Raw genomic sequence first — 25,341 nt, 5'->3', positions numbered from 1 at the left:
GCGTCGACTTCGATGACATCACGTGGTGTTCTTGTTCTCTCACCACCGCAGTATCGGATTCGGTAGCTGTGGAACCGCTGAGAACCGGACGGCGATCACTCTCCGCCCGGCCGGGACAGAAACCGTCGACACGACCAAGTGCTCAGTCCTTCTCAGGCCATTTTCAGCATCGTCTCCCTACCGTCGGGATCTGTGAGCGAGACAACGAGATCTACCGACATGACCACCCGTGTGACGCTGAGCAAGGTCCCCGAGATCACAGTCTGGTTCTGGGTCATCAAAATCCTGTGCACGACAGTAGGTGAGAGCTTCGCCGACTGGATCAACATGACGATCGGTCTGGGCCTGCATACGACCGCCCTCATTTTCACAGTCGCACTCGCCGTTGTTCTTGTATGGCAACTACGCCTCGACCGCTACGTGCCACTCGTCTACTGGCTGGCAGTTGTGGTGCTCAGTGTCGCCGGCACGCTCTACACCGATATCCTGACCGACGATCTGGGTGTGCCGCTCGCAGTGAGTACGACCATCTTCGCGGCGGCGCTGACGGTTGTTTTCGGTGTGTGGTACGCACGCGAGGGAACACTGTCGATTCACAGCATCGTCACGGTGCCGCGGGAATTGTTCTATTGGCTTGCCGTTCTGGTCACGTTCGCCCTCGGCACAGCCGTCGGCGACTGGACACTCGAAATCACGGGGTGGGGGCCTGGTATATCGGTCCTACTGCCGGCAGGGTTGATCGTCTTGATCGTAATCGGCTGGCGGCTGGGCGCAAACGCGGTGCTCTCCTTCTGGCTCGCTTACATTCTCACCCGCCCGCTAGGTGCCAACCTCGGCGACTGGGTCGCGTCCTCGTCGACCAATCGTGGTCTCGGTTTGGGGACGGCGCTCACCAGCACGGTCTTCCTCACCGCGATTGTTGCCACAGTCATCTACCTCACGGCTACCCACAGTGACGTCGTCGAGGAACGAGAACCCACTCGGCCGTCCGGAACCCCGCATCCAGGTCGCGAACGGATCATGCTCGGATACTATGGCGCGGTCGCTGTCGCTGCGGGCGTACTGCTTATCTGGGCCTCTACGCAGCCGCACGAGACGTCGGCGACCGAAGAGGAAACCGGCACGGCGTCGATAACTACGACGCTTACCCCGGGTCAGGTGAGCGCTCATTTCCCGGCCGCGGATGTGACAGACTTCCGCACGATCACGCAGGACACACTGACGAAAGTGCACGCCGGTGACCACACCGGCGCGGTTGCACGGATCAAAGACCTCGAAACCGCATGGGACGACGACGAAGCGTCGCTACGCCCCTTGGATGAAACCGCGTGGGTCGTACTCGACGGCAGGATCGACAGCGCCCTCAAAGCGGTGCGAGCGAACACACCCGATTCCGCAACCGAAACTCAAACCCTCACTGCACTATTGAACGAACTTCAGTAGACAACGACACACACGCAATGCGGCGGCCAGTCGCCGACATGAACGCCCTTGTGAAACCAGCGCCGGGGCAACTCCTCAGCTCTTCTTGCTGTCCTCTGGTTTGATCACGTGATGAACAAGACCAATGTCTGGGCACCAGCCTTGGTCGTCGCATTACTCGTTGTCGGATGCAGTTCGAGTGATACGCCCGCGACTTCCGCTCAATCGAGTGCAAGTGCGCGCCCGTCGCCCCTGGTGGTCCCCGAAACACAAGACTCGGGTCAACACGGGATCGTGGTGCCGGGAATCGCCACCAATCCCACTCGGATGGGAGCCGAATCGATCAGCTTCGATCTTCCCGGAATGAGCTTCGAGGAGGCGGTGCAATGGATGGAAACGCACCTACCCGTAGACAACGCCATCGACGCCATGATGCCGTGTCGTACGACGCAATCGTCGAGAATGCACAGTTGGTACTGGCGCGATGGTGTCGATGCCCACATGCTCTCCGTGACAGTGTTTGCCACACCCATCACCAAGGTCGGCATCTTCGGCGGCACCGACCCAGTCGACTGTTGAGACTCGACGGAAGTCGCACTCGGCCAAGGCTTTCACTACGGTTGCGAAACGCAACGCAATCGGCGACGGGCACTGAACCCCGCTACCGATGGCAACCACAAGGGCCGGATTCGGCGACCCGCCGTCACGATATCGGTCACCGTCGAATGCGTAACAAACGAGGCGAGTGCCATGAACATCAGTGGGCGCAATCTGCCCTGAAGATGCGCTGAGAGCAAGTCGCGCTCGTACTCACACCTGACGTACTCGTGTTCTACACCAAACGGTGAACGGAGTCGGAAATGCGAGTGTTGGTTGTCGAGGACGAAGTACGACTCGCGGAAATTCCTGGACTTCTGGGAGGGTTCCTTCGAGCGACTGCGCATGTGTTTGAGAAGATACGAGTTTCCTGCCGCCGCCAAGGTCCACGCGCCCGACACCCGAAAACGTCGGTCTCTGCACACCACGTGCATTCGGTACCCGACGCCGCGAACAGTCCTATTCTCGCGGAGTGTCCAGATCGGCGAGTCTTCGGTCTACGTAGCCGAGGTATACGTAGCCGCTGTCCCAGACCGAGCGCGAGATCCCCAGCGTGATCGCAGGATTCGAACCAGACCGCACCACATCACTCGGCACCACATTACCTAGTCCAGTCGGGCGGCCTTCTCGACCAACAGGATTCGCCGCGCAACCTCGATCTACGTCTGCGGGTCCACGCGAGCCCTATGCGACGTCGATCGGGTGGCCTTCTCAGCATTCTCACAGCCGTCACGGCGAAGACTGGCCATATGTCTGGAACGCTCGACATGGTGCGCGAGCTCGTGACGGAGGTTCGAACCGAGTCAGCGACCGCGGAGGTAGCACTCTGGACCGTCTCGGTCTCTGTCGCGGCCTACGTCGGTGCAGTGTTCGGGAGCCGGCAAAACCGCTCGCGCGGTGCTGGCGCACTCTCTGCCGCACACGGTTGGGGTGCGATGCGGTTCGCGGCGTTGGCGGCGATGTTCACCCTCGTGACGGTGCAGGTCAGCACATCGGGCTGGTTGACCAAGGCGGACGCTGCGACGCTCGACTTGTGTGCCGCGCATCGGTTCACCGCCGCGACACCGGTGGCGGTAGTGATCACCGACGTCTCCAGTCCGGTCGGGGTCGCGATCATCGCGGTGGCCACCGCGGCACTGGTGTCGTGGCGTCGACGATCGTGGGCGCCGGGGGTGCTGATCGCGGGCACGGTGGTATCAGCGATGGCGGCGAACACTGTTACGAAGATGATCGTCGGACGCACGCGGCCACCAGATGCCGCCGAATTCGTTACCGAGGTCGACTTGTCGTACCCGTCGGGGCACGTGACCGGGATCGTTGCCCTCGCCGGGGCACTGTTGGTCGTGCTCGGCGCACATGCGCGGACCATTCCCGGTCGTGTTTCTGCCGGGGCTGCGATCGTGTTCGCGGGGACCGTTGTCGCGGGGACCAGGCTCTATCTCGGCGCGTGTTGGCTGACCGATGTGATCGGAGGCGTGTTGCTCGGCGCAGCGGTCGCGACTGCCGCATCCTTGGTTGCCGCGGTCTTCGCGGGCAGGGGCCTGCCGAATGCCGCTGTCGCGCTCGACGACCTCCCTCACCGGACAAACTCCGACCATCCTTGCCGGGCGAATCCGAATATCGCACAGTGGAATCTAGGGGTCGGCCGCACACGTCGACCGGAATCGATCAGGTGATCTCATGCCCGGAATCACAGACCAACTATTCGAATGTCAGATCCGGCTCCGCGGGGCGCCGGCGGACAATCACCTCTCTGCCGTGGTGGTCCTCGAACAGCAGATCAAATTTTTCCTCGAGGCACTGGACAGAGCGGCACCCGGATGGTCCGGTACATCACCCGATTGACCACCAATCATCCACGAAAACAACAGTTTCCGAGCGCATGCCGGAGGTCACCATGTGGTATCGCAACAGCCGCGCCGCGCTGAGCGCGGCACTCTTGGCCGCAGCCCTGGCAGGAGGCTGCGCCCAGAGCCCGTCGACGACCGGCACCGTCCCGAGCGCTTCGTCATCGGTGCTCAGCAGCGCCGCCCCCGAACAGAACTCAGCCGGTGACATCCCCGACAACCAGGTGTACGTGGCGTTCACCTCGCCCGACGGGCTGTTCACCGTATCCGTTCCCGAAGGCTGGTCGCGGAGCACGGTCGGTGTCGACACTGTCTTCTCGGACAAGTTCAACTCCATCAACATCGAGACCACCGCCCGCGCCGATGCACCGACCCCCGCGTCGGCGGCCGCTGAGGAACTCGCCCCGATCGCGGCCACGACCCCCGGCTACATCCCTGGGACGGTGGCCACGGTCCAGCGCAATGCGGGACAGGCCATTCTGATCACCTACACGGCAACCTCGACGGCCGACCCCGTAACCGGGAAAACTGTCAGCGAAGCCGTCGAGCGCTACGAATTCTGGCGGGCCGGCCATGAAGCGGTCCTGACCCTGACCGGTCCGCAGGGCGCCGACAACGTCGACCCGTGGCGCGCCGTGACCGATTCGCTGCAGTGGTCGTGATGGCCGCCGAGCCAGCTGTGCAGGCATCGTCGCTGTATCGGTTCTACCGCGCCGGCGACGAAGAAACCTATGCGCTGCAAGGGGTTTCCGTGACCGCATTGCGCGGCGAATTCATCGTGGTCGCCGGACCGTCCGGGTCGGGAAAGTCCACCCTGCTCGCGTGCCTGGCCGGGATGGACGAGCCCGACGGAGGAAATGTGCGCATCGCCGGCCAGCGGATCAGCCACCAACCCGCGCCCGTGCAGGCACGAATACGCGCCCGTCATGTCGGGATGCTCTTTCAGAGCGCGAATCTCCTCGAACACTTGACTCTGGCGGAGAACATCGCCCTCGTGCGCGGCCTCGTCCGGCGCCCCGATCGCGTGGACACCGTAAGCATGCTTGTAGAACTGGGACTTGCCGACCACGCCAGGGCATACCCGAGCCAACTCTCCGGCGGCGAACTGGCTCGCGCCGCACTGGCGGTCGCGCTCGCCAATGCACCGACCGTCCTGCTCGCCGACGAACCTACCGGCGAACTCGACAGCGTCACCGAATCTGCGGTCCTTGATCTGCTTGCCGGCGTCGCCGGGAGTGGCACCGCAATCGTCGCGGCCAGCCACAGCGTGGCAGTGGCTGCCGCAGCGACACGGGTGATCACCCTCGACAACGGGAGGGTGATCCCATGACCGGACACAATTCGGGCGCCGCCGCCGTCGATCCGACCGCGCCGCGCATCGTGGTCGAATGCATCGGGCTCGGCCGCACCTACCGCACCGGCGCGGCAGCAGTGACGGCCATACGCGAGGTGAGTTTCGCGCTGCCTACCTCGGCTCGGGTCGCGTTGGTCGGCCCCTCCGGATCAGGAAAGACCACACTGCTGCATCTGATCGCCGGCCTGGACACGCCTACTACCGGCACTGTGCGATGGCCGGCGCTACGCGACATCCGCCGGGGCAGGGCCGCCGAGGTCGGGATGGTGTTCCAGGGCCCGAGCCTGCTACCTGCCCTGGACGTGACCGAAAACGTCGCGCTACCACTCCTGTTCGCCGGCCAGTCCGCGGACAAGGCGATGCAGCACGCGGGCCTCACTCTCACGCTCCTGAAGATCGGCGAGCTCGCCGACAAGCTGCCGGACGAACTCTCGGGCGGACAGGCCCAGCGGGTCGCGATCGCCCGGGTCCTCGCAGCCCGCCCCAAACTGATCCTCGCCGACGAGCCCACCGGGCAACTCGACCACGACACCGCGGCCAGGACCATCACCGTGCTCCTCGAGACCGCCGACGCGATCGACGCCGCCGTGCTCATCGCCACTCACGACCCGGCCGTCGCAGACCGTCTCGCCGCACGGTGGACGCTGCGCGACGGCCGACTCGACACCGGCAGCACGGCGAATGCCGACACCGACCCTGGCGCCGGTTCCTCTGACGTCGTCGGCGGAACACCATGAACTGGGTCTCGATCTGGACGCGAGGACTGCTGCGGCGGCGACGCGCTCGACTGGCCGCGACAACGATCGGAGTCGCCGCCTCCGTCGCCCTGCTCGCGGGCATCAGCATCTTCCTCGCCGCCGCGCAGAGCTCGATGACCGATCGCGCCGCCCGCAGCGTCGTCGTCGACTGGCAAGTACAGGTCCAACCCACCGCTACCCCGGCCAGTGTCCTCGACCTGGTGCGCGCCACCGACCGGGTGCGGACCGCGGTCCCGGTCGGATTCGCCCACTCGAGCGGATTTGCCTCCGCCGCCGCAGACACCGCATCCACCACCGGGCCCGGCATCGTCCTCGGGATGCCCGACGGATACCGCACAGACTTCCCCGGCGCCCTGCGCACTCTGACCGGCACGGACAGCGGGGTCCTCCTCGCACAACAGACCGCCGCGAACCTGCACGTCACGCCAGGAGACAGCGTCGAGATCGGGCGCGCCGGCCTGCCCCCGGCGTCGGTGGTGGTGGACGCAGTGGTGGACCTGCCGCAGGCAGACTCACTGTTTCAGACCATCGGAGCTCCGCCGGGAGCGCAACCGGTCGCGCCGCCGGACAACGTGATCGTGATCGACCAGGCCCGGTGGCACACCCTGTTCGACCCACTGGCCGAGGTCCGCCCCGACCTCGTCACCACCGAAATACACGCCGCACTCGACCACTCGCTTCCGAGCGATCCGGCATCCACCTACGGCGTGGTGACAGCAGCAGCTCACAACCTCGAGGCCCGCAGCGCCGGTACGGCACTGGTCGGGAACAACCTCGGTGCAAGTCTGGGCGCCGCCCGCTCGGACGCCGCCTACGCGCAGGTGCTGTTCTTGTTCCTCGGATTGCCCGCTGCGGTGCTGGCGGGCCTGCTGACCGCCACTGTCGTGGCGACCGGGCAGGTGCACCGCCGGCAGCAGCAGGCACTACTTCGGGCCCGCGGCGCCTCCCAAAACCAGTTGCTCCGCCTGGCGGCGGTCGAAGCCGGTGTGGTGGGTGTCGGCGGGAGCGCCGTGGGACTGATCGCCGCAGCCCTCGTCGGCTGGGCTACCTTCGGATCCGCCCGGTTCGGCGCCACCACCACCGGCGCCGTCGGATGGGCCACGGCAGCCGCTGCCACAGGAATGGCAGTGGCGGCGGCCGCAGTGCTGGCGCCGACCTGGCGAGATCTACGACGGATGAGCGTCACTGCGGGTCGAGCCACCGTGACCACCATGGGCTCGCCCCTGTGGGTCCGGTTCAAGGTCGATATCGCGCTGCTCGTCGCGTCCGGTGTGCTGTTCTGGCTGACCAGCCGAAACGGCTACCAACTCGTACTCGCGCCAGAGGGCGTGCCCACCATCTCGGTGTCCTACTGGGCATTCGCCGCCCCCGCACTGCTCTGGGCGGGCGCCGCACTGCTGATCTGGCGCCTGTCCGCCCTGATGCTCGGTCGCGGACACCGCATCATCGGGGCCGTCCTGCGTCCGTACGCCGGATCCCTGTCCCAAACCGTGGCCAATTCCGTTTCCCGCCAACGGCATCCACTCGCCCGAGGAATCGTGCTGCTTGCATTGGCGCTGGCATTCGCATTCTCCACCGCCACATTCAACGCCACCTACCGGACCCAAGCCGAGGCGGATGCGCAGCTCACGAACGGTGCCGACGTCACCGTCACCGAGTCCCCGGGCAATCCGGTTCCCCCTACCGCCGCAACCGCATTGTCGACCGTCCCGGGCGTCCGGGCGGTCGAACCGATCCAGCATCGTTTCGCGTACATCGGCGCCGACCTGCAGGACCTCTACGGAGTGAACCCGTCCAGCATCACCACCGTCACCACGGTGCGCGACAGCTACTTCCGCGGCGGCACCGCCGCCGCCCTCATGGACAAGCTTCGCTCACAACCCGATTCGATCCTCGTCAGCGCCGAAACAGTCAACGACTTCCAACTCTCCCCCGGCGACACCGTCAACCTGCGCCTGCAAGACGCACGCACCCACCAATTGACCACCGTCCCGTTCCACTACGTGGGAGTGGTCGCCGAGTTCCCCACCGCACCCAAGGACAGCTTCTTCGTCGCCAACGCGGACTACATCGCCGCACAGACGGGCAGCGATGCGGTCGGCGCCTTCCTGATCGACACGGGAGGCCGCGACACCGCCGCGGTCGCCGAACGCATCCGAGCGGTCATCGGGACCAGCGCGACGGTCACCGACATCACCACCACCCGAGGCGAAGTCGGATCCAGCCTGACTTCGGTGAACCTCGCCGGTCTGACGCGAATCGAACTCGGTTACGGCTTCATCCTCGCCGCCGCCGCGGGCGCACTGGTACTCGCACTGGGGCTTGCCGAGCGGCGACGTAGTTTCGCGATCGCGAGCGCGTTGGGCGGCAGTGCCCGACAACTACGGTCATTCGTCGTTGCCGAGGCAGGCGTCCTCATTGTGGGCGGCCTACTCGCCGGCGGCCTGACCGGCTGGATGCTCTCACAGATGCTCGTCAGAGTACTCACCGGCGTGTTCGACCCTCCGCCGACATCTCTCACCGTGCCATGGACTTATCTCGCCGCCGTCGGCTCCACACTCGTCGTCGTGATCGTGATCGTCGCGACGACCACCAGTTACTTGGCCCGACGAGCACCACTGACCGTGCTGCGAGAGTTGTGACCCTGTGGGCCGGAGATCTCGCCACGCCGCGCAAGGTTCTCCCCCACCCCTACGCCCGCATCAGCCCGGACCGGCTCCGTACTGCACCTCGAATCAGTCGCCTCCAATGATCCACTTCGTAGCGAAATACTCAACGAGCACTACGGTGCGATCGCCACTGATCCTGCGTCAAAGTTCCGCGCAGTCATCGTCGGCGAACACGACACGTTCGACCCACGTGGACTACGCATCCATCGCGCACATATCACCGGCTACCTAGATCTCGATCACATTGATATCGACTTCCACCAAGATCACGGCTCTCGTTACCCGAGAACGCCGAACCCCCGGCACTCTCATTGCAACCGGCAGGAAGATCGGAGATATCCACGGATAGATCCGAACCGACTATCGCGCCGCCCACCGATGGATCGACACACGATCAAAAACGAACACCCAAACCTCAACACTGACAATCTGTTACAGCCGCATACGAGCGGACGGACAGCCCGAAAAGGCACGCCGAATACCTTCACCGCAGCCAACAAGATCACTGGCTTCGGACCCCACCGTCCGAAGCCGCTCCGCTTGCTGTACCTCGCCATCGCGGGGCAGAGATTCCCAGCGTTCCTGAACGCCGCGATCGGCCGCGTTTGCCGGGGCGTCCCACTCGACGAACGCGCGGTCGTACCTTCGGAAATGTTGACCATCCCCGAAAACTGCGCCTGGCGTTCCGCCCCGCGGCGTTGCCCCTGCCCGATCGCCCGGCCCGTGCGCAGATACGCCGTCAATTCCCTGTTCAGACCTCTTTGCCCTGAGCATGCAAACTGCGGTAGATCATTTCGTGCGACACGTGCATCTCCGGGTCATCAGGGAATTCTTTCCTCAGTGTCGCCGAAATCTGTTCCGGGGAGAAGTCGCGGTGCAACAACGCCTGTACCGCATCGCGCAGGCGGAAGTTGGCCTCGAGTTTCGAGGGTTTCGGTCGCCGCGCGTTCACCCGCGCATCCCGATCCGCCTGATACGGGAGGTACGTGCCACGAAAGTACTTGTGGCGTTGCAACTCACGACTGATCGTCGACACCGCCCGCCCAGAGCGTTCACTATGGCCGTCAACGTCTACCCGTCCTGGGTGTAGTCGACGATGAACTCCCGTTCGTGGATCGAGAGGTATCGGCCGCTCGGCGGCGATGTCACCCGAGAGCGCACACCTCCGCGCTCAGGAACCTAGTTCCAGCCGGTGTCCTCTCGGACTGCCGGACGAAGTACCGGGACGATTCAGATAAACGGGTGACGTGGTCTTCGCAAGGGTCGATCTTCTCGACCCTTTCCGGTCCGAATCCCCGTTTGCGCGGCTGTAAGTTCGCGTACGACAGACTGGACGCCATGAAGCACTTCGGCTCGCCGATTCTGCACCCGTCCCGGTGGAGTGTGCGTGTTCGCTCCACCGTCGCGTCGACGCTCGTAATCGCCTTCTGTCTGGTGATCGCCGGAATCGCACTGGTCTTCGTCCTGGCGAACTCGCTACATCTGTCCGCGCGCGACAGCGCGCAAGGGCGTGCCACGCAGTTGGTACAACAACTCGGCAGCGAAAGCGCGGCAAACCTGGATGCTTCGCTTCTGTCCACCGACAGTCAAATCGGAATCGTCCAGATCGTCGATCCTGATCACCGAATCGTGGCGCAGTCTCCCGGAACCGGGAGACGCCTGCTGTCCGAGCGGATTCTCAGCCCGGACGAGTCGGACATACTCGGAAGAGTGAAGGAGTCGGACGACGAAGACTACTGGCTGATCGGACGAGGCGCCCTGACACCGATCGGCCCGGTCACCGTCTTCGTCGGCGCTGACCGTGAACCAGTTGAAACGGTAGTGACGACTGTTGCCATTCTGCTGGCCATCATCGGTCCTCTGGTCCTCGGACTGGCCGCGTGTGCAACCTACCGCCTCGTCGGCTCGGCGCTCGCTCCCGTGGAACGCATACGCGCTCGGGTGGCCTCGATTTCGAGTGGGCGCCAAGGCGAACGAGTACCCGTCCCGTCCGGAAACGACGAGATAGCCCGGCTGGCAACAACAATGAACGACATGCTTGCGCGCCTCGACAAAGGAGCATTGGCCCAGCAACGATTTGTCAGCGACGCCTCACACGAATTACGCAGCCCGCTGTCCACCATCACCACAGCTCTCGAACTGGCACACCGACGCCCCGATCTCCTCGACGACGCCTTGATCGAAGACGCACTACTTCCCGAGGCGCGCCGGATGCGGCAGCTGATCGAGGATCTGTTGATTCTCGCTCGCTCGGACGAAAACGAACTCGAACCCACCAGCGCCGTCGTCGACGTCGACCTCGACGACATTCTGTTCGCCGAGAAAAAGCGAATCGACGGCATCTCCGAAATCACAGTCACCGCCACTATTGCTCCGATCCGCGTCTCCGGAGATCCCCGAGCATTGACGCGGATGGTGCGCAACCTGGTGGACAACGCCGTGCGGCACGCGCAGACCCAGGTGCATCTCGAGTGCGCCGAAACCACCGACACAGCACTGATCGCGATCGAGGACGACGGACCAGGAATCCCTGCGGCAGAACGCGAACGCATCTTCGGACGTTTCGTCCGCCTCGACCAGCCACGTTCGAGGCAGGGAGGCGGGTCGGGATTGGGGCTAGCTATCGCGTCGGAAATCGTTGCGGCGCATCATGGAACGATCACCGTCAGCGAAAGGGCGGGTGGCGGGAGTCGATTCGAGGTGACAATTCCCGCACCGGAGGACTAAAGGTCAGGCGGTCCCGACAAAACGGTACCCGACGCCTCGTACCGTTTCGATGCTGCGAGTTCCGAACGGCAGATCCACCTTCTTACGTAGGTAACCGATGTACACCTCGACGATGTTCTCGTCGCCTTCGTAGCTGATGTCCCACACGGAGCGAACGATGTCACTCTTCGTGACTACAACTCCGCTGTTGCGCATCAGAAACTCGAGAACGCTGTATTCACGTGGCGTCAGAGTCAATTCGCTTCCCGCTCGGCTCACCTGATGCTTGGCGGGATCAAGGGACACCTCCCCCACCGTGAGTATCGCCGGCCGCTGTGGAGCGCCGCGCCGCACCAGTGCACGCAGGCGTGCAAGGAGCACGACAAACGAGAACGGCTTGACCAGGTAGTCGTCGGCGCCGAGGTCGAAAGCATCGGCAAGGTCGTACTCGCCGTCCTTCGCCGACAGCATCAGGATCGGCGTCCAGATCTCTCGGGCGCGTAGGTCCCGCACGATGTCGTATCCGTGTTTGCCCGGCAACATGATGTCGAGAACTATCACGTCGAATTCGTCATTGCAGGCACTTGTGAATCCGTCGTCCCCGTTATGCTCGACGGCAATCACGAACCCCTCGGCCACCAATCCCCGCCGGATCGTCTCGGCCAGGCGTACCTCGTCCTCGACCACCAGTACTCGCACCACCGGCCCCGTTCGTCGACACACAGATTTTTCGGTGCAACCAGTAGAGCAGACGGTGGTGGTCCCCTGATCGAGTTGCGTTCAGCGTTTCTTCAGCTTCGGATCGTCACACTCATTCATGCTCTGAGCAAGCACAGCACACCCCCTGTCAAACGCCTGCTGATGCTCTTCACCGTCACGGTAACGATCGTCGTCGCTCTCACCCGCCTGTACCTAGGTGTGCACTGGCTCACCGACGTCGTCGTCGGAGCGATTCTCGCGACGCTTGCCGACACTGCCGGCGGGGCCGTCTTCCGCCTCCTGGAAGACCGAATGACACACCCCGCCATACCCCATCCCAAACCCGGAACGCAGCACTCGTATGACACCAACATCAACCGACTCTCCGACTTCGAATTCCCCGAAACCGATGACGAATCAATACAACCGATTACGTGACCGCATCATCGAATGGGTCCGCTTTCACCCAATCCGATTCGAATATCTCGCCAGTTGACGGGATTCAATGTCCGGGAAATTCGCATTTCGTCTTCGAGCACACCCGTGCCCACCGAACGGCTCGTCCATCGCGGCCACAACCTCCCGGACGGCGACTTCGAGCGCCTCGAGCACGACAACGTACAAAGAACGCACTCACACTCGCGTTCCAGACGCGGTGGAGGCATTCGTCGCGAGCCTGCAGGACACTCCGTGGCAGATACCCGCTTTCCGTTCCTCGATCACCACGGCTTCGAGACGCTCGACATCGACATTTCGCAACCCCGACCGAGACGGCAACTCAACTCTCGTTCGACGATCTCGGTGAACGCTACGGAGGAATCACCCAACGCCAGCCTGACACAGGACACACTGCAGGACAAAAACACTCAAACCGGGACGGGTCAGCCTCGCGCCGCCGTCTTCTGTTTGACGACGGTTGCACACTGGTTCTGGCCCCATTTCCGTGTTCGATTCCGAATGAGTCAGCGTCTGAGGCGTATTCGTTTGCGGAGGAACAGGAATTTCCGTCACGCCGGAAATCATCCCGATGCCGTTCACCCGAAGGTCGGAAGCACGCAAGCCCTGGCCTGTCCGCCGTCGGTTCGATCGGCGGCAGGTTCCAACACATCGAAAGCTCCGGACAGCTCGATGCGAGGCGCATCTGGAAGCGGCAGATCGACCTTCGTTGCAACCTTGACTCCCACCAACTGCCCAATCACGTCAACGGCTCTCCCGCCCTCCGACGCACATTTGTCGAGCAGATCGACGGACCAGGAGACGTCCGTGCGCCACCGCGTAACCGGCCCATTCCTCGCTCAGGAAAGTCGACTCTTGTCGTAGATCAGGCCGCAGACAACCGCAAATACAGTGAGAACACAGCGCAATAACTAGCCATGCCTTCAGTCTGTCTGCAGTCGGCGTCGAGAACCACCTTGCCGATGTCGAGGACTGTCACGTGATCGGCGACGCTCATCGCCGCTTCGACGGCCTGCTCCACCAGCAGGACCGCCAACCCGGTTGCCAGATCACGGATGTTCTCGAACGCAGAGGTGCGCGCACTCGCCCACCACTGGCGCAGGGACCCCACATCGCTGCTCGGCGCACTGCTGGTCGATGTCGACGAGGTCACCGTCAAGCGCTGCGCAGTTGCACGGCCCAATCTGGATCAGGCCGCGTCCACTCGATAACGTAGCTCGACCGGCCAGCTACGGCCGTATCGGCGGGCATGCGTTCCTTACAGACTATGCACTCGCTTCGAGGCCACACCACACGTCGGACGCTCGCCGAAACAGGCGCGGAGATGCACGAATACAGACTCCACTCGCGGTCGCATCGACCGAATCGATGTCGACCCCTGACAGATGCAGAAGAAGTACACCCAGGTCATCACTATTCTCAGAACATCCGAACAATCATCTCCCGCACGATCCACGTCCAGCCCGAACGACATGCGGCGCGAAAGCGAAGCCAAAACCAGGTTCCGATCTCGTTCACAACATTTCACTCGACTCCACTCTGGCACGAGTCCTCGTACCCCCGATATCAATTTCTAAACTTGGCACTTTTCGGAAATATTTGTTTCATTCGAGTAAATGTTACCCTGCGTGACTAGCACCTTTCCCTATTTTGTCTCTATAATGCTCGTGGTGACGTGTTAATGCCCACATGGGCATGCCACTTTCTTGCTGATCGATACAGCTATAGAACCGGCAAGTACGCAATACCGAATTATCTCGGTAAGTACCGACGACACGTTTTCGGCACCGAGTCGTCAGGCACTTACCTGTTCGAACATCCCTCCACCAGAAAGGTCCACCCATGTTCGATTTCTTTGGCGCAATCTCAGCATTCATCGAATTCTGCTTCAGCTTCGGCTCTTCCGCCGGAAGCGAAGCCGGTACCGGAAGCGGCAGTGGTAGCGCCGGAAGCAGTGGCGGTGGCCCGACATAAGACCCAGCAAGAACCTATTCAATTGGGGGCTTGATCCAGCGGTCGTTGCGGCTTCCACTCCACAGCGAAGCCGTAACGACCGCTGGCCCGTAATCCTGACATTAAAATTATTCGATAAATCATGTCAGCCGTCGTCACGCAAAAGCGCGAACCCTCGAAGAAATCGTAAATGTACCCGCCAACAGCATTGAATTTATCTCTTCCTGAGTTTGCCTCTTCCTCACCGCCCTACAACCGACCTCATGCCCCGGTGACGGCGTTCAGCCCCGTCCATGCGATTTTCTCCAAAACCCTCGGCGGTTCAACGGGGCCGGATCATCAGGGTCTGATCATCGCCGGTCGACCGCTCAACGCACATGACTTTAAACAGCCTCCACACTCATGGTGAGAGCGGAGGCATATAGACAGCAGATAGCTGGATTCAGCGCATACCTGTGCCCACTGCGATCCGCTGTGACGCAAGAAACGATCTACCGAGATCGAAGCGACATGCGGCGTGACAGACCAGACTTCTCGACCAGGTCACCACCGATCGACCCAGTTTGATCCCAAGTAAACAATTCAGCAGCACTTCCAACGATACGAGCGACCTCGACGCGCCCGCGCTCGAACACCATGATCGGCGGTGCACATGGAGGTATGTTCTTCCGACATGCCCAACCACTTCGACCACCCACACCACGCCGAGACCGTTATCGTCACGGTGCACGCGCACCGCGACAACGCCTATCAACACGTCGAACGACGCGCGCGGCTGCAGTGGACCCACATCTGCACACAGCATGCTCATCGAGCTCACGACGCCGGCCTCCAACTGGCGCACACCTCACCCCATCCCGCGCGCGCCGATCACCTCGAGTACAGATTCGAGGGAACCCTGGTGCTGTGCGCCACCCTCCCGTAGACCGATGCCGACCCCCGACTTGCAGAATTACCCGCGAGATCGCGTACAGACGTTCCCTCGCACCCGACCTGACGCCCGACTCGAGAGGTATACGCTCAGGCAGCCGTCCCGCCGACAGCACGCCATGTCGAATTCGGCGGCCACACCGACTTATCCTCTGCCCAAGAGGGCATTTCGCTGCAACAGAGGCGGCTGATCCCTGAGAGTCGATGCACGACCTCCGTCAATCAGGCGTTGGCGCTGAGCCGCTTCGTTGAGCCGACGTGGCCCGTTCATCGCATCGGCCCGAATTGAACAGTCGATAGCCCCGCTGCCCGAGTAGGATCCGCCCGCTCAGAGGCATTGTCACAGTGACGAACTCGCGGCGGCAACTGGCAGGATACTGTCGTGATACCGCCGCGCCATCGTACGAGCGCCACCGCAACCCGCGCACAAAATAACTATCCCCCAATAGTTTTCGACGACACACCGACACCGGAAATTCCTGCGCACGAGCCGTAATCACCTGCACCTCGGATATCCCGACCACACGATCGCGCACCGACATAAACGACAACCCCCACCTTCGGCACCGACGATCAGGCGCGTCGTCAACACGGTGGAGCGAGATGCCCCTTGACCACGCGCTCCCACCACGAATCGAGTGGGCTCGGTTCGGGCCACACGATCACCTCCCGGTCGGATTCCGCTTCCGCGACTCCGCGAGTGTCATCGCCTAACGAGAGCGGCGGGCAGTGCTCCGGTTCGTCGAATCCGTCGCCCTCGCATACATATCGATCCCGTGAGGCTTCGGCTGCGGACACTGTCGGAGTCCGGGCGCCGCCGGGACCGCCCACTCCCCGGCCACGGGCAGTGTCGAGGATTTCGTCGTCGCCCGGGCACACGTGAGCAAGCCGGTGCTGCCGCCCGACTGCAAGGAAAGGGGGTGCGGTGCGGTCCTGAGTCATTCCGTTGCTCCTTCGCTCGACCTATGGACGTGACCGCGTTGGCGGCACCAATTGAAGCTGAAAATGTGAGTCTTATCACTATGCTTAATTGAATAGTTCCAACTCACAGGTTCCCACCTGCCGACTATTCAAACAACCAAACGTCCAGTACGAGAGGAAAATTCGGACAGACGCCGAGGCCGCGCGTAGTGCTGTAAAACTTAAAAACAACACAAGACATGTGATCAAAACCACACATATTTAGCGCTGGCGCTTACGCCGATTTCAGCTCCTGAAGTCGAGGCCCCCACCCGACCGCCACCTCACAAACAGTGAAGGACACGCATTGCTGCTACCGATGTCACCGACCGATTCGATGTTCCTGCTCGGCGAATCCCGCGATCAACCGATGCACGTCGGGGGCGTGGCCCTGTTCGAACCGCCGGAAGGTGCCGATGCACACGCAGTGCGGGTGATGCTCGACGCTGCGCTCGCCCGCGGCGAGGTGGCACCGCTACTGCGCAAGCGCGCACGGCGATCGGTGACCACATTCGGGCAATGGGGCTGGGAGGCCGGCGTCGACGTGGATCTCGATCACCACGTTCGCCACGACGCACTACCCGCGCCCGGAGGGATCGCCGAGCTGATGGACTTCGTCGCGCGGCTGCACTCCGGTTTACTCGACCGCAGCCGCCCGCTCTGGGAAATGCACCTGATCGAAGGCCTCACCGACGGCCGTTTCGCGGTCTACATGAAAATCCACCATGCCCTCGCCGACGGGGCATCGGCGATGAAACTGCTGCGCAGCACCCTCAGTGAAGACCCCGACACCTCCGGCATGCCTGCGCTGTGGGAGCCGCTGGTCCGCGAGCGAGGCTCCCTGCGCCTGGTCCCGGACTCTTCCACCACTATTGCCGGCCCCCTGGATATGGCCGCGGTGGCCGTGCGCGCCGCCCGCGGCGTGGCCGGGGAGATCTCCGGGATGCTGCCCGCGCTCACCGGCACTCTCGACAGTGCCCGCAGACGCGGCGGCGGACCGCTCTCGCTTTCGGCGCCGAAGTCCATGCTCAACGTGCCGATCGGCGGGGCGCGGCGGTTCGCCGCCCGGTCCTGGCCGATCGAACGCCTACAGCTGGTCGCCAAATGCGCCGACGGCACCGTCAACGACGTCGTACTCGCGATGAGCTCCGGCGCCCTGCGCACCTACCTGAACGATCAGGGCGCACTGCCCGAGGATCCGCTGATCGCGATGGTCCCCGTCTCGCTACGCGACAACGGTCAGAAAAGTAAGGCAGGCAACGACATCGGCGTGCTGATGTGCAACCTCGCCACCCACCTCACCCACCCCACAGCACGGCTCGAGACGGTGCGCGACTCCATGCGTGAAGGCAAGGATGCGATGCGCACCCGCAGTTCGGCGCAGATCCTGGCGATGAGCGCCCTCGGCACCGCACCACTCGCACTAGCGATGTACGGACTCGGTGGCATGATCCGCCCACCGAACGTGATGATCTCCAACGTCCCCGGCCCCCGTAAGCCGCTGTACTGGAACGGCGCCCGACTGAGCGCACTGTACCCACTCTCGATCCCGGTCACCGGGCAAGCCCTGAACATCACCTGCACCAGCACCGACGACGAGATCGCATTCGGGCTGACCGCCTGCCGGCGCACCCTGCCACCCCTGACGCCGCTACTCGAGAACCTCGACGACGAACTCGGCGCCCTCGAACACGCCGCCGGACTGTGAAACTCGCCGCCCTGTCGGCAACTCACACGGACTGGCGTCCGTAACGACACGAGCTCCGGCACATCCGAATCCGCAACCCCGACACAGAAAGTGCACACATGACCACATCGCAATCGCAATCGCAATCGCAATCGCAATCGCACACAATACCCAGGTACGTCGCACCCGGCGGCACAATGAGTACCGCCGAGATCAAGGCCCGGATCGAGGCCATGTTCTCCGGCAGCCCGGCACCCGCTCCGGAGGCACCCCGAAAGAGGAGATTCGCTTGAATATCAACGTGATCGAACTGCTACTGGTGCTGGCCGCCGGAATCGGCGGCACAGCAGCTCTCCAAGCTGCCCTTCGACGCCGCGAGAGCCGCCGCTCGTCCCGCCTAGGGGCAGAGTTGATGCGGCCACACCCGTGACCGACCGACGGCCTGCTGCCACAGGCCGCTACGCGCTCCCTTGCCGAGACGAGGACTGATGAGATCACCGAAAACGATCACCGGCTCGAGGTACCTACTGTTCATCGGACACCCCTCAGACTTGCGTGAGGTCGCGCACTGGGCCGCGATGCGCCAATGGGCGCCGCAATACGAGCTCGAGCTGACCAGAACATTCACCGCCGGGCCGCTCGTATGCGCCATCGCGACCGAGGACGTTCTGGGCGGAATCTGCTCGCCCTCCGAAGCGACGACAATGCAGAAAGTGGTCAGCAACGGGGTACCGTGCACGAACGTATGGCAAGCACCCGACCGAATCCTGCACCTTCTCGATCAACACTGCGTCGCCAGAGGACACGAGCGTGCTCTCGATACGTCAGCCACCTAGATCGCCCCGCCTCCAGTTGAGACGGTTACTGCCTGCGTGACGATAAGTTCCGAACGTTGCGAGCGCGACTGCGGCGCGCGACATCTCGCGGATCGAGAGCGTCGAGAAGCTGAGCGCGCCAAGGCGGGTGATCAACGTGCACTCGGCAGGTCTCAATCAGGCCTTAGGCTTGGCGGAGTCACCGAGCGGAGCACTGATCCACAAACAAGCTGGCCGCTGGTGCACACGAGTTGCGATTCGAACAGGCGGCGCTGCTGGGTTGCGGTGTGCCGACCGGGGCCGGAACCGTCGACGAGGGGTACGAGGCTATGAAGGACTGCTCGCTCCCGCGCGTGATGGGTCTACCTCGCTGAAGGTTCGGCGACAGACGGAGTCGACAAGACCGTCGAAGATGTCCTTGACCCGCAGCCGCGTCTGGTATTCGATGACCCCACAGTGATGAAGAACCTCAAGGGCCCTGAACTGCAGTTACACCGAGGCTCGCGGCCCGTCCCGGTCTACTGGTGCCGACAACAGGAAGGGAGATACTCATGAAGTCGCCGCACACTCACTTCCCTGACCGTTCCGCGTAGCAAGCTGCAGAAAGGAAGCGATATGCCTACACAAACCTTCACACTGCGCGTAAACCCCCAGGACCATAAAGCCTTGGTCCGTCTTGCAGCACTCCAAGGGAAACCTGCAGCAGAACTGGCCCGCGAATTCATCGCCGAAGGCCTTCAACGCGCCCTGGACACGAAGGAAATCAACACGACCATGGACGAGGAGGACCCCATGCTTGAGAAAGCGTCCAAGAACCCCGTCAGGTTCGGGCCAGCAGCCGTGCCATGAGGCTGATCATGGCATCGTGATGGTCGGGTCCGGTTTCGTAGTCGCGCACGCAACGCCGGTACTTGCTGATCCAGGTAAACGTCCGCTCCACTACCCAAACCCGGGGTAGGACGTGGAGACCGGTGCTACCGGTGATGCGTTTGATGACCTGAACCATAAGGGCGAGCACGTGTTTCAACCCGGTCGGCTGCCCTCGGTAGCCGCCGTCGCTCCAAACCATTCGATCACGAAAGAACGCACCCGCAGTCCGGCGAGCACTCGGTGCCCGGCGTCGCGGCCGGAGGATCGACGCCGGCGAACGGGCACCACCGCGAGCAGCAGCTGCGTTGATATCGACGGCGATATGGCGTTTGCGGCCGTTCGTTTTCTTGCCCGTTCCATCCTCGCGTCGACCGGAACACCGTGTCCGCGGCGGGCACCCTCTGGAGTCGGCGATTGCCGGCTCGGGCAGCGGTCGCGTCCGGTGTGCCCCGTAACCGGTCGCGCAGCAGTTCACAGCATCGAGAACAACGATGCGCGCACCACTGCACGCAAACATGCGTGCACGAATATTGGCCGCAAAGCCTGCAAGCAGCGACTCCGGTGAACAGTGAACACGACTCCACTCACTCACGAGAAGCCATCGCGATCTGGAGTGTTCTTTGTTTCGTCGACCAGTGAGCAAACTGCCGAACCGACAGCACATCGACGACCCCGAATACCATCTCCCGAGCAGGCATTTCGGATGTGAAGCAATCGGATGCATCACTTATCGCGTCGGGCACCTCACAGGCGTGAGGTGCCCGACGCACACGATCCGCCTACCCGCCGCTGCCACTCGCCGGGAGCCTCACCCAACGTCGGGTAGAGGCCTTTAGAGTCGTCCGTCTCAATCCAGTGGTGCATAACGAAACGCACGTTCACACGCCCGGAACCCAAATCTCCGGGCAACCGAACATCTGAACGACACTGCCCCGGACGTCCCCCGCGCGCACAACACTCAGACCAGCCTGCCCGTGTCATCGAATCTCAAGGCGCAGAACCACAATCACGCCGGAACACGAGTCCGGACGAGCCGGCGCCCCAACAATGGCCAAGTACGTTTCGACATCGGCTTCCTACTGCCGCGATCTCCCGAATGTTCTTGAAGCGCATCACCGGCCCACCACCGGCTACTAACCCATCCGAGGGAAGTTGAAACAACGACCACCACGTGAGTACCCTGTACCTCTGCCAACTGCAACGTCACAGCGACCATCACGCGAACCCGCCCCTTGAGATACCAGCGGCGGCGTGCGCACCCCCGCCCAGCCTCGCCTCCCCGCAGGGCAGGGCAGGCGGTGATGATCGTGCGTGCCCGGATACCGCAATCGGAGACAGACCATGGACCGCCGCGTCCTCGACAACTGCAACCAAGATTCCACTCCGCATCACCACCGCAACGACACAGTCGTACACGGTGCCGGCGGCCCGTCGGGGCACGGCAAACCACCCCTGGCCGGAACGCGGGCCCGCAGCAAAGCGACGCCGGACCCGGAGGTCATCGCCGCAGTAGAATTCCTTCTAACACAACCGGATTCCGCCGGAATCCGCCGCCACTACCTCAGCCTGATCACCCGTAAAAGCAATCGTGACGGCACAACCGCCGACTACACCGCCGCCGAACGCTACCTCCTCGCCATCGCAACCACCCGTCAACGCACGAACTAGAATTCTGGGCCGCCACCAAGCCCTGTCGACCGACGCCCGTATCCGACAACCCGCGAACACAATCCGACCTCACCGTCGACGCCGCGGGACGCGAACGTCGAGACTTCGATGTCCTCGCGGGTGCAGAATTTTCCGGTTTCTGATCCCGACATACCGAAGCGCATTCGATCACTGATCACGATCGTCCAGGTGTTCTCGCCGAAACGGTTGACGACCGAGTCGCCTGTGCCGGCATGCACAACTCACCGCACGCACCTCCGATAGCGGGCTACGATCAGATGGTTCGACGCAAACACAAAGCGGCGGTGATCTTTCGGAAGCCCGCATCGATGTAGCACACGACCGGTTGCCACGACGACGCTCAGAAACAGCCGGAACGACGACAGCAAAGGCGAATCAGCACCAACTGTCGCCGAAACCACGGCCGAACCCGTGACTGATCGACGCGAAAACACGCCGGGCCGTGATCGCCGCACACTGCAACAGCAGAAGGGCGGAACCACCATGAGAACCTACACAGTCGGCTACTTCGTCGGCAGCCTCTCCTCCACCTCGATCAACCGCATCCTGTCGAAAGCACTCATCCAACTCGCACCCCAAGACCTCGAATTCACCGAAATCTCCATCCGGGACCTACCGCTCTACAGCCCCGACTACGACACCCACTACCCACCCGAAGGCGTCGCACTCAAAGAAGCAATTTCCGCAGTGGACGCAGTGCGGTTCATCTCCCCCGAATACAACCGCTCGATCCTCGGAGCACTCAAGAACGCCATCGACTGGGCCTCACGCCCCTGGGGCCAGAACTCCTTCGATCACATCCCGACCGCGATCATCGGCGCCTCCATCGGTGCGATCGGCACCGCTGTCGGGCAGCAAAGCCTGCGAGCTGTCATGGCTTTCTGCAACGCCCGACAGATGACCGCCCCCGAAGCCTATATCCACTACACACCCGAAGTGTTCGGCGACGACGGCACCATCCACAACGCCGACACCGAAGAATTCCTGCGCAACTACATGACCGAATTCCGCAACCACATCCACCGGGTCCTCACAGTTCTACCCCGCTGACACCGAGAACCGCAGAAGGATCCTTGTTCCTCAACATGCCCCGACAAGTATGGAACTCCGATACGACGTGTGGTGTCACAGCCACGCGAGTGCCGCGACGACAAGCGCCTCCGTTCCGGTATCGAGGGTGGGTTGGATCACCGGCGCAAAAGTGGCCGAGTGATTGACCGGAACATCCTCCGACACCCGACCGGCCACTTCGGCCTGCCGGTAGACATCAGGGTCGATGCCACCGAAACCCCAATACGTGTACGGCACACCCAGAGCGGCCGGAATGTCACTGAAGTCCTCACTCGCCGTCTGCATCGGCAACTCCACACTCCGCTCACCGAAATGCGCAGCGAAGGCAACTGCAACCCGCTCGGTCACATCAGAGTCGTTGTCCGTCAACGGGAAACGATCGAACAACTCGAACTCGGGATCCTTCGGCGACCGTGACGCCTGACATTCCGCCGTCACAATCCGGCGGATCGCCTCGAGAATCGCCGTGCGAGTCGCATCGCTGTACGTCCTGACATTGAGCTCGAGGACCGCATGATCGGCAATGACATTGCTCTTGGCCCCGGCCACGATACGACCAACAGTCAGGACCGCAGGTTCACCCGGCACGGTTTCCCGCGAGATCACCGTCTGCAACCGGACCACGATCATCGCCGCCAACACCACCGGATCGACCGTCGCCTGCGGCATCGACCCATGACCACCGCGACCGTGAACGATGATCCGCATACTGTCAGCCGCGGACAAGACCGGACCGCTCCGCGTACCCACCACCCCCGCCGGAGCCGGCAACACATGCTGGGCAAGAGCGACATCGACCGTCGGCAACAGCTCACCCAGCCGATCGTCGATCATCGCGCGGGCGCCATCGCCGACTTCCTCCGCCGGTTGAAACAAGGCGATCACGGTGCCGTTCCAGTGTTCTCTGCCGTCGGCGAGTAACTGCGCCGCACCGAGCAGACATGCGACATGCATGTCGTGACCGCACGCATGCATGACCGGCACCTCATCGCCGTCCGCAGCCGATGCCACAGCCGTGCTCGCATATGCCAGACCCGTCGCCTCCCTGACGGGAAGGGCGTCCATGTCCGCCCGCAGCAGCACCGCCGGGCCGTCCCCGTTCTCCAGCACCCCCACCACACCGGTCCCGCCGACACCCTCGTATACCGAAAACCCACTCCCCCGTAACCGCGCCGCGACGATCCCTGCGGTGCGATGTTCCTGATGCGAGAGTTCCGGATGCTGATGCAGATCTCGGTAGAGCTCTTCCTGCCAACCTCGGACACCGCTGACACCGGCCAGCACCGCCGCGATACGCCAATTCGTGGCCATCATCTCTCCTTCTGTCGGCGACGCCGGACGTCATCGCACATCCCTGTCAGAGGTGTACCCGGATAAAGCGGACGAATGCCGGTGCTGCCCAGCGTTCTTCACGCTACGCCGCACGGCGGCGAAGCACCCTAAAAAGCGGCGTGCAACCATCAGTCGGCTAGATCGTCCCGCCCGCTGCGTCGGCCACCGCCCGGAGGGCGAGGTGCATGCAGATCGAAGCGCACACCGACCATCCTGACGACGAAACACACCGCCGCCGCCACCAACGCAGCCCCCACCCCGTCATAACCGACACTGTGCGCAACAGCGATACCCGCCGCGCCGATCAAAGCGGGAATCGCATACAGCTCGCTGCGCAGCACCGTCGGGATCCGTCCGATCGCAACATCGCGGATCGTTCCACCCCCGACGCCGGTAATCGCCCCGACGATCACCGACTGCACCACCCCGAAACCCAGCTCGAACGCCTTGTGCGCCCCGAGTACCGCGAACACACTCAAACCAATGGCATCGAGCACGTTGATCGGCATCGCCAACCGCTCCAACCGGAAACTGAGCCCGAAAGCCATCAACGCTCCGATTGCAGCTACGGCCAGATATCGCAAATCGATGAACGTCGCCGGCGGAAGGGCGTCGAGCAACACATCGCGCACCGTGCCACCACCGAGGGCGGTGACCATGCCCAGCGTCACGACACCGACGATATCCAGCCGTACCGCACGCACCGCCGTCAACGCACCGTTCAACGCGAACGCGAACGTCCCCGCCAGATCCAACACCAACAACAACGGCGGTTCAGATGCCATGGCCAAATGACTACCCCATCCGAGACATACGCACACGACACGCGGCTTTGTCCGCGCCGCAAGCGCTGCGACGGGACAGCGACGACGTTCAGCGGTCTGAGCGCTGCAACAGTCGCCCCGCAGGGGATTCGAACTCCGCTGATCACCGAACCACGTGCATCAACATTCCACCATGGCCACCGATGTAGAGGACCTGGCGGATCGGCGCACGTCGAGGTGGAGCCATACCCGGGGAAAGTCTGTCCAAGAACAGCCAGGCTGCTCCGCACCCCGGCATGATTCACCACCGCCCGTGGGTAAACCACCAGGACAGCGCAGCGAAAGAATTGTCCGTCCCGCTGGGCGCACCTCGAGATGCGGAGGTTCCGATGCCCGAGCTCGACAACAACTCACCGCCCACGGGCGGAGATGCAGAACCTGCTCACGGCGACGTAGTCGGGCAACCCCATACCTCCGCCGAGGGGCAACCGATCATCGCTGCAGAACAAGACGCTGCCCGAATCAGCTCACCCGCCCACCCGCTGGGTAAGCCCGGACCGAGCTTCGACCGCAAGTCTCCGTTCATGATCGGAATGGCCGCAGCCGCGGGAGTGGCCGTCACTTACGGCGGGATCGAGTTACTGATCGCAGCACACGGCGTACTCGTCCTCATTGTCATCGCCGCGTTCCTCGCAGCCGGCCTCGAACCCGTCGTGTCTTGGTTGGTGCAACACCGAATTCCCCGTTGGGCGGCTGTGACCG

General features: G+C 62.9%; 26 protein-coding genes and 1 pseudogene. 18 read left to right on the top strand and 9 right to left on the bottom strand.

Features of this window, described 5'->3' with window-relative positions; genetic code table 11:
* Window positions 1–192: 192 nt before the first annotated feature.
* The 8 genes from FEZ60_RS26995 to FEZ60_RS26960 all read left to right on the top strand — a co-directional run bounded on the left by FEZ60_RS26995 (window position 193) and on the right by FEZ60_RS26960 (window position 8,620).
* Entirely contained in the window at window positions 193–1,443 is a 1,251-nt protein-coding gene (locus FEZ60_RS26995; protein ID WP_346343420.1) for a hypothetical protein, read from the top strand.
* 111 nt (window positions 1,444–1,554) lie between these two features.
* Window positions 1,555–2,001 (top strand): hypothetical protein, encoded by a 447-nt coding sequence (locus FEZ60_RS26990; protein WP_172937506.1) that lies wholly within the window; start codon window positions 1,555–1,557, stop codon window positions 1,999–2,001.
* 767 nt (window positions 2,002–2,768) lie between these two features.
* On the top strand, window positions 2,769–3,695 hold the full coding sequence (locus FEZ60_RS26985) for a phosphatase PAP2 family protein (RefSeq protein WP_172937505.1): 927 nt from the start codon (window positions 2,769–2,771) through the stop codon (window positions 3,693–3,695).
* Between the two features lie 4 nt (window positions 3,696–3,699).
* Entirely contained in the window at window positions 3,700–3,864 is a 165-nt protein-coding gene (locus FEZ60_RS26980) for a hypothetical protein (RefSeq protein WP_172937504.1), read from the top strand.
* 52 nt (window positions 3,865–3,916) lie between these two features.
* Entirely contained in the window at window positions 3,917–4,528 is a 612-nt protein-coding gene (locus FEZ60_RS26975) for a hypothetical protein (RefSeq protein ID WP_172937503.1), read from the top strand.
* Complete coding sequence (locus tag FEZ60_RS26970; protein ID WP_346343419.1) at window positions 4,492–5,196, top strand: ATP-binding cassette domain-containing protein; 705 nt, start codon at window positions 4,492–4,494, stop codon at window positions 5,194–5,196. Before FEZ60_RS26975 ends, FEZ60_RS26970 begins: the two co-directional genes overlap by 37 nt.
* Window positions 5,193–5,957 (top strand): ABC transporter ATP-binding protein, encoded by a 765-nt coding sequence (locus tag FEZ60_RS26965; RefSeq protein ID WP_172937502.1) that lies wholly within the window; start codon window positions 5,193–5,195, stop codon window positions 5,955–5,957. The genes FEZ60_RS26970 and FEZ60_RS26965 overlap by 4 nt, the downstream gene beginning before the upstream one ends.
* On the top strand, window positions 5,954–8,620 hold the full coding sequence (locus FEZ60_RS26960; RefSeq protein ID WP_172937501.1) for an ABC transporter permease: 2,667 nt from the start codon (window positions 5,954–5,956) through the stop codon (window positions 8,618–8,620). The genes FEZ60_RS26965 and FEZ60_RS26960 overlap by 4 nt, the downstream gene beginning before the upstream one ends.
* A 778-nt stretch (window positions 8,621–9,398) precedes the next feature.
* Here the strand turns inward: FEZ60_RS26960 and FEZ60_RS26955 are convergent.
* On the bottom strand, window positions 9,399–9,683 hold the full coding sequence (locus tag FEZ60_RS26955; RefSeq protein WP_172937500.1) for a helix-turn-helix domain-containing protein: 285 nt from the start codon (window positions 9,681–9,683) through the stop codon (window positions 9,399–9,401).
* Window positions 9,684–9,985: 302 nt separating this feature from the next.
* Between FEZ60_RS26955 and FEZ60_RS26950 the strand changes: the two genes are divergently transcribed.
* A complete protein-coding gene (locus FEZ60_RS26950) occupies window positions 9,986–11,374 on the top strand; it encodes an ATP-binding protein (RefSeq protein ID WP_172937499.1) in 1,389 nt (462 codons plus the stop codon).
* 3 nt (window positions 11,375–11,377) lie between these two features.
* On the opposite strand, the gene FEZ60_RS26945 is transcribed toward FEZ60_RS26950, so the two are convergent.
* Window positions 11,378–12,052 (bottom strand): winged helix-turn-helix domain-containing protein, encoded by a 675-nt coding sequence (locus FEZ60_RS26945; RefSeq protein WP_172937498.1) that lies wholly within the window; start codon window positions 12,050–12,052, stop codon window positions 11,378–11,380.
* 75 nt (window positions 12,053–12,127) lie between these two features.
* Here FEZ60_RS26945 and FEZ60_RS26940 point away from each other — a divergent pair, with 75 nt between their 5' ends.
* Window positions 12,128–12,490 (top strand): phosphatase PAP2 family protein, encoded by a 363-nt coding sequence (locus FEZ60_RS26940; RefSeq protein WP_242484865.1) that lies wholly within the window; start codon window positions 12,128–12,130, stop codon window positions 12,488–12,490.
* A 596-nt stretch (window positions 12,491–13,086) separates the two neighbouring features.
* Here FEZ60_RS26940 and FEZ60_RS26935 read toward each other — a convergent pair.
* A complete protein-coding gene (locus FEZ60_RS26935; protein WP_172937496.1) occupies window positions 13,087–13,251 on the bottom strand; it encodes a hypothetical protein in 165 nt (54 codons plus the stop codon).
* A 122-nt stretch (window positions 13,252–13,373) separates the two neighbouring features.
* Window positions 13,374–13,661, bottom strand: a complete 288-nt coding sequence (locus FEZ60_RS26930; protein WP_242484874.1) for a hypothetical protein — start codon at window positions 13,659–13,661, stop codon at window positions 13,374–13,376.
* Between the two features lie 1,473 nt (window positions 13,662–15,134).
* On the opposite strand from FEZ60_RS26930, the gene FEZ60_RS26925 reads away from it, so the two are divergent.
* Complete coding sequence (locus FEZ60_RS26925; protein WP_172937495.1) at window positions 15,135–15,386, top strand: hypothetical protein; 252 nt, start codon at window positions 15,135–15,137, stop codon at window positions 15,384–15,386.
* A gap of 590 nt (window positions 15,387–15,976) precedes the next feature.
* On the opposite strand, the gene FEZ60_RS26920 is transcribed toward FEZ60_RS26925, so the two are convergent.
* Complete coding sequence (locus FEZ60_RS26920) at window positions 15,977–16,333, bottom strand: hypothetical protein (protein WP_172937494.1); 357 nt, start codon at window positions 16,331–16,333, stop codon at window positions 15,977–15,979.
* 325 nt (window positions 16,334–16,658) lie between these two features.
* On the opposite strand from FEZ60_RS26920, the gene FEZ60_RS26915 reads away from it, so the two are divergent.
* From FEZ60_RS26915 to FEZ60_RS26900, 4 genes are all read left to right on the top strand, one after another.
* Window positions 16,659–18,059, top strand: a complete 1,401-nt coding sequence (locus FEZ60_RS26915; protein WP_172937493.1) for a wax ester/triacylglycerol synthase family O-acyltransferase — start codon at window positions 16,659–16,661, stop codon at window positions 18,057–18,059.
* A 268-nt stretch (window positions 18,060–18,327) separates the two neighbouring features.
* Window positions 18,328–18,468 (top strand): hypothetical protein, encoded by a 141-nt coding sequence (locus FEZ60_RS26910; protein ID WP_172937492.1) that lies wholly within the window; start codon window positions 18,328–18,330, stop codon window positions 18,466–18,468.
* A 58-nt stretch (window positions 18,469–18,526) separates the two neighbouring features.
* Window positions 18,527–18,874: a hypothetical protein gene (locus FEZ60_RS26905; protein ID WP_172937491.1), complete on the top strand. Its 348-nt coding sequence runs from the start codon at window positions 18,527–18,529 to the stop codon at window positions 18,872–18,874.
* A 594-nt stretch (window positions 18,875–19,468) separates the two neighbouring features.
* Complete coding sequence (locus FEZ60_RS26900) at window positions 19,469–19,702, top strand: hypothetical protein (protein ID WP_172937490.1); 234 nt, start codon at window positions 19,469–19,471, stop codon at window positions 19,700–19,702.
* Here FEZ60_RS26900 and FEZ60_RS26895 read toward each other — a convergent pair.
* The gene (locus FEZ60_RS26895; RefSeq protein WP_172937489.1) at window positions 19,674–20,315 is read right to left on the bottom strand and encodes a hypothetical protein; all 642 of its coding nucleotides are present in this window, start codon (window positions 20,313–20,315) and stop codon (window positions 19,674–19,676) included. The two genes, FEZ60_RS26900 and FEZ60_RS26895, sit on opposite strands and share 29 nt — an antisense overlap.
* 749 nt (window positions 20,316–21,064) lie before the next feature.
* Here FEZ60_RS26895 and FEZ60_RS26890 point away from each other — a divergent pair.
* Window positions 21,065–21,391 (top strand): hypothetical protein, encoded by a 327-nt coding sequence (locus tag FEZ60_RS26890; protein WP_242484864.1) that lies wholly within the window; start codon window positions 21,065–21,067, stop codon window positions 21,389–21,391.
* On the opposite strand, the gene FEZ60_RS26885 is transcribed toward FEZ60_RS26890, so the two are convergent.
* The gene (locus FEZ60_RS26885) at window positions 21,388–21,630 is read right to left on the bottom strand and encodes a hypothetical protein (RefSeq protein WP_172937488.1); all 243 of its coding nucleotides are present in this window, start codon (window positions 21,628–21,630) and stop codon (window positions 21,388–21,390) included. The genes FEZ60_RS26890 and FEZ60_RS26885 overlap by 4 nt on opposite strands.
* A gap of 265 nt (window positions 21,631–21,895) precedes the next feature.
* On the opposite strand from FEZ60_RS26885, the gene FEZ60_RS26880 reads away from it, so the two are divergent.
* A complete protein-coding gene (locus FEZ60_RS26880) occupies window positions 21,896–22,462 on the top strand; it encodes an NADPH-dependent FMN reductase (protein WP_172937547.1) in 567 nt (188 codons plus the stop codon).
* Window positions 22,463–22,537: 75 nt separating this feature from the next.
* Here FEZ60_RS26880 and FEZ60_RS26875 read toward each other — a convergent pair whose 3' ends face one another.
* On the bottom strand, window positions 22,538–23,794 hold the full coding sequence (locus FEZ60_RS26875) for an amidohydrolase (RefSeq protein ID WP_202026588.1): 1,257 nt from the start codon (window positions 23,792–23,794) through the stop codon (window positions 22,538–22,540).
* Between the two features lie 149 nt (window positions 23,795–23,943).
* Window positions 23,944–24,600, bottom strand: a complete 657-nt coding sequence (locus tag FEZ60_RS26870; RefSeq protein ID WP_172937487.1) for a trimeric intracellular cation channel family protein — start codon at window positions 24,598–24,600, stop codon at window positions 23,944–23,946.
* Between the two features lie 368 nt (window positions 24,601–24,968).
* On the opposite strand from FEZ60_RS26870, the pseudogene FEZ60_RS26865 reads away from it, so the two are divergent.
* Window positions 24,969–25,341, top strand: a pseudogene (locus tag FEZ60_RS26865) (AI-2E family transporter); the annotation flags it as partial.

The sequence above is a fragment of the Rhodococcus sp. MS16 genome, assembly GCF_013277795.1.
Lineage (GTDB): Bacteria > Actinomycetota > Actinomycetes > Mycobacteriales > Mycobacteriaceae > Rhodococcus_F > Rhodococcus_F globerula.
The sequence above is the reverse complement of the archived record's forward strand: the minus strand, read 5'-3'. Positions and strand labels throughout refer to the sequence as shown.

What these genes read in the sequence shown, in the direction of transcription:
- FEZ60_RS26990 (WP_172937506.1), top strand. Translation starts at nt 1,555, where the DNA reads ATGAACAAGACCAATGTCTGGGCACCAGCCTTGGTCGTCGCATTACTC.
- FEZ60_RS26890 (WP_242484864.1), top strand. Translation starts at nt 21,065, where the DNA reads ATGGACCGCCGCGTCCTCGACAACTGCAACCAAGATTCCACTCCGCAT.
- FEZ60_RS26985 (WP_172937505.1), top strand. Translation starts at nt 2,769, where the DNA reads ATGTCTGGAACGCTCGACATGGTGCGCGAGCTCGTGACGGAGGTTCGA.
- FEZ60_RS26870 (WP_172937487.1), bottom strand. Translation starts at nt 24,600, where the DNA reads ATGGCATCTGAACCGCCGTTGTTGTTGGTGTTGGATCTGGCGGGGACG.
- FEZ60_RS26980 (WP_172937504.1), top strand. Translation starts at nt 3,700, where the DNA reads ATGCCCGGAATCACAGACCAACTATTCGAATGTCAGATCCGGCTCCGC.
- FEZ60_RS26905 (WP_172937491.1), top strand. Translation starts at nt 18,527, where the DNA reads ATGAGATCACCGAAAACGATCACCGGCTCGAGGTACCTACTGTTCATC.
- FEZ60_RS26900 (WP_172937490.1), top strand. Translation starts at nt 19,469, where the DNA reads ATGCCTACACAAACCTTCACACTGCGCGTAAACCCCCAGGACCATAAA.
- FEZ60_RS26975 (WP_172937503.1), top strand. Translation starts at nt 3,917, where the DNA reads ATGTGGTATCGCAACAGCCGCGCCGCGCTGAGCGCGGCACTCTTGGCC.
- FEZ60_RS26950 (WP_172937499.1), top strand. Translation starts at nt 9,986, where the DNA reads ATGAAGCACTTCGGCTCGCCGATTCTGCACCCGTCCCGGTGGAGTGTG.
- FEZ60_RS26960 (WP_172937501.1), top strand. Translation starts at nt 5,954, where the DNA reads ATGAACTGGGTCTCGATCTGGACGCGAGGACTGCTGCGGCGGCGACGC.
- FEZ60_RS26880 (WP_172937547.1), top strand. Translation starts at nt 21,896, where the DNA reads ATGAGAACCTACACAGTCGGCTACTTCGTCGGCAGCCTCTCCTCCACC.
- FEZ60_RS26875 (WP_202026588.1), bottom strand. Translation starts at nt 23,794, where the DNA reads ATGGCCACGAATTGGCGTATCGCGGCGGTGCTGGCCGGTGTCAGCGGT.
- FEZ60_RS26965 (WP_172937502.1), top strand. Translation starts at nt 5,193, where the DNA reads ATGACCGGACACAATTCGGGCGCCGCCGCCGTCGATCCGACCGCGCCG.
- FEZ60_RS26920 (WP_172937494.1), bottom strand. Translation starts at nt 16,333, where the DNA reads ATGACTCAGGACCGCACCGCACCCCCTTTCCTTGCAGTCGGGCGGCAG.
- FEZ60_RS26925 (WP_172937495.1), top strand. Translation starts at nt 15,135, where the DNA reads ATGCCCAACCACTTCGACCACCCACACCACGCCGAGACCGTTATCGTC.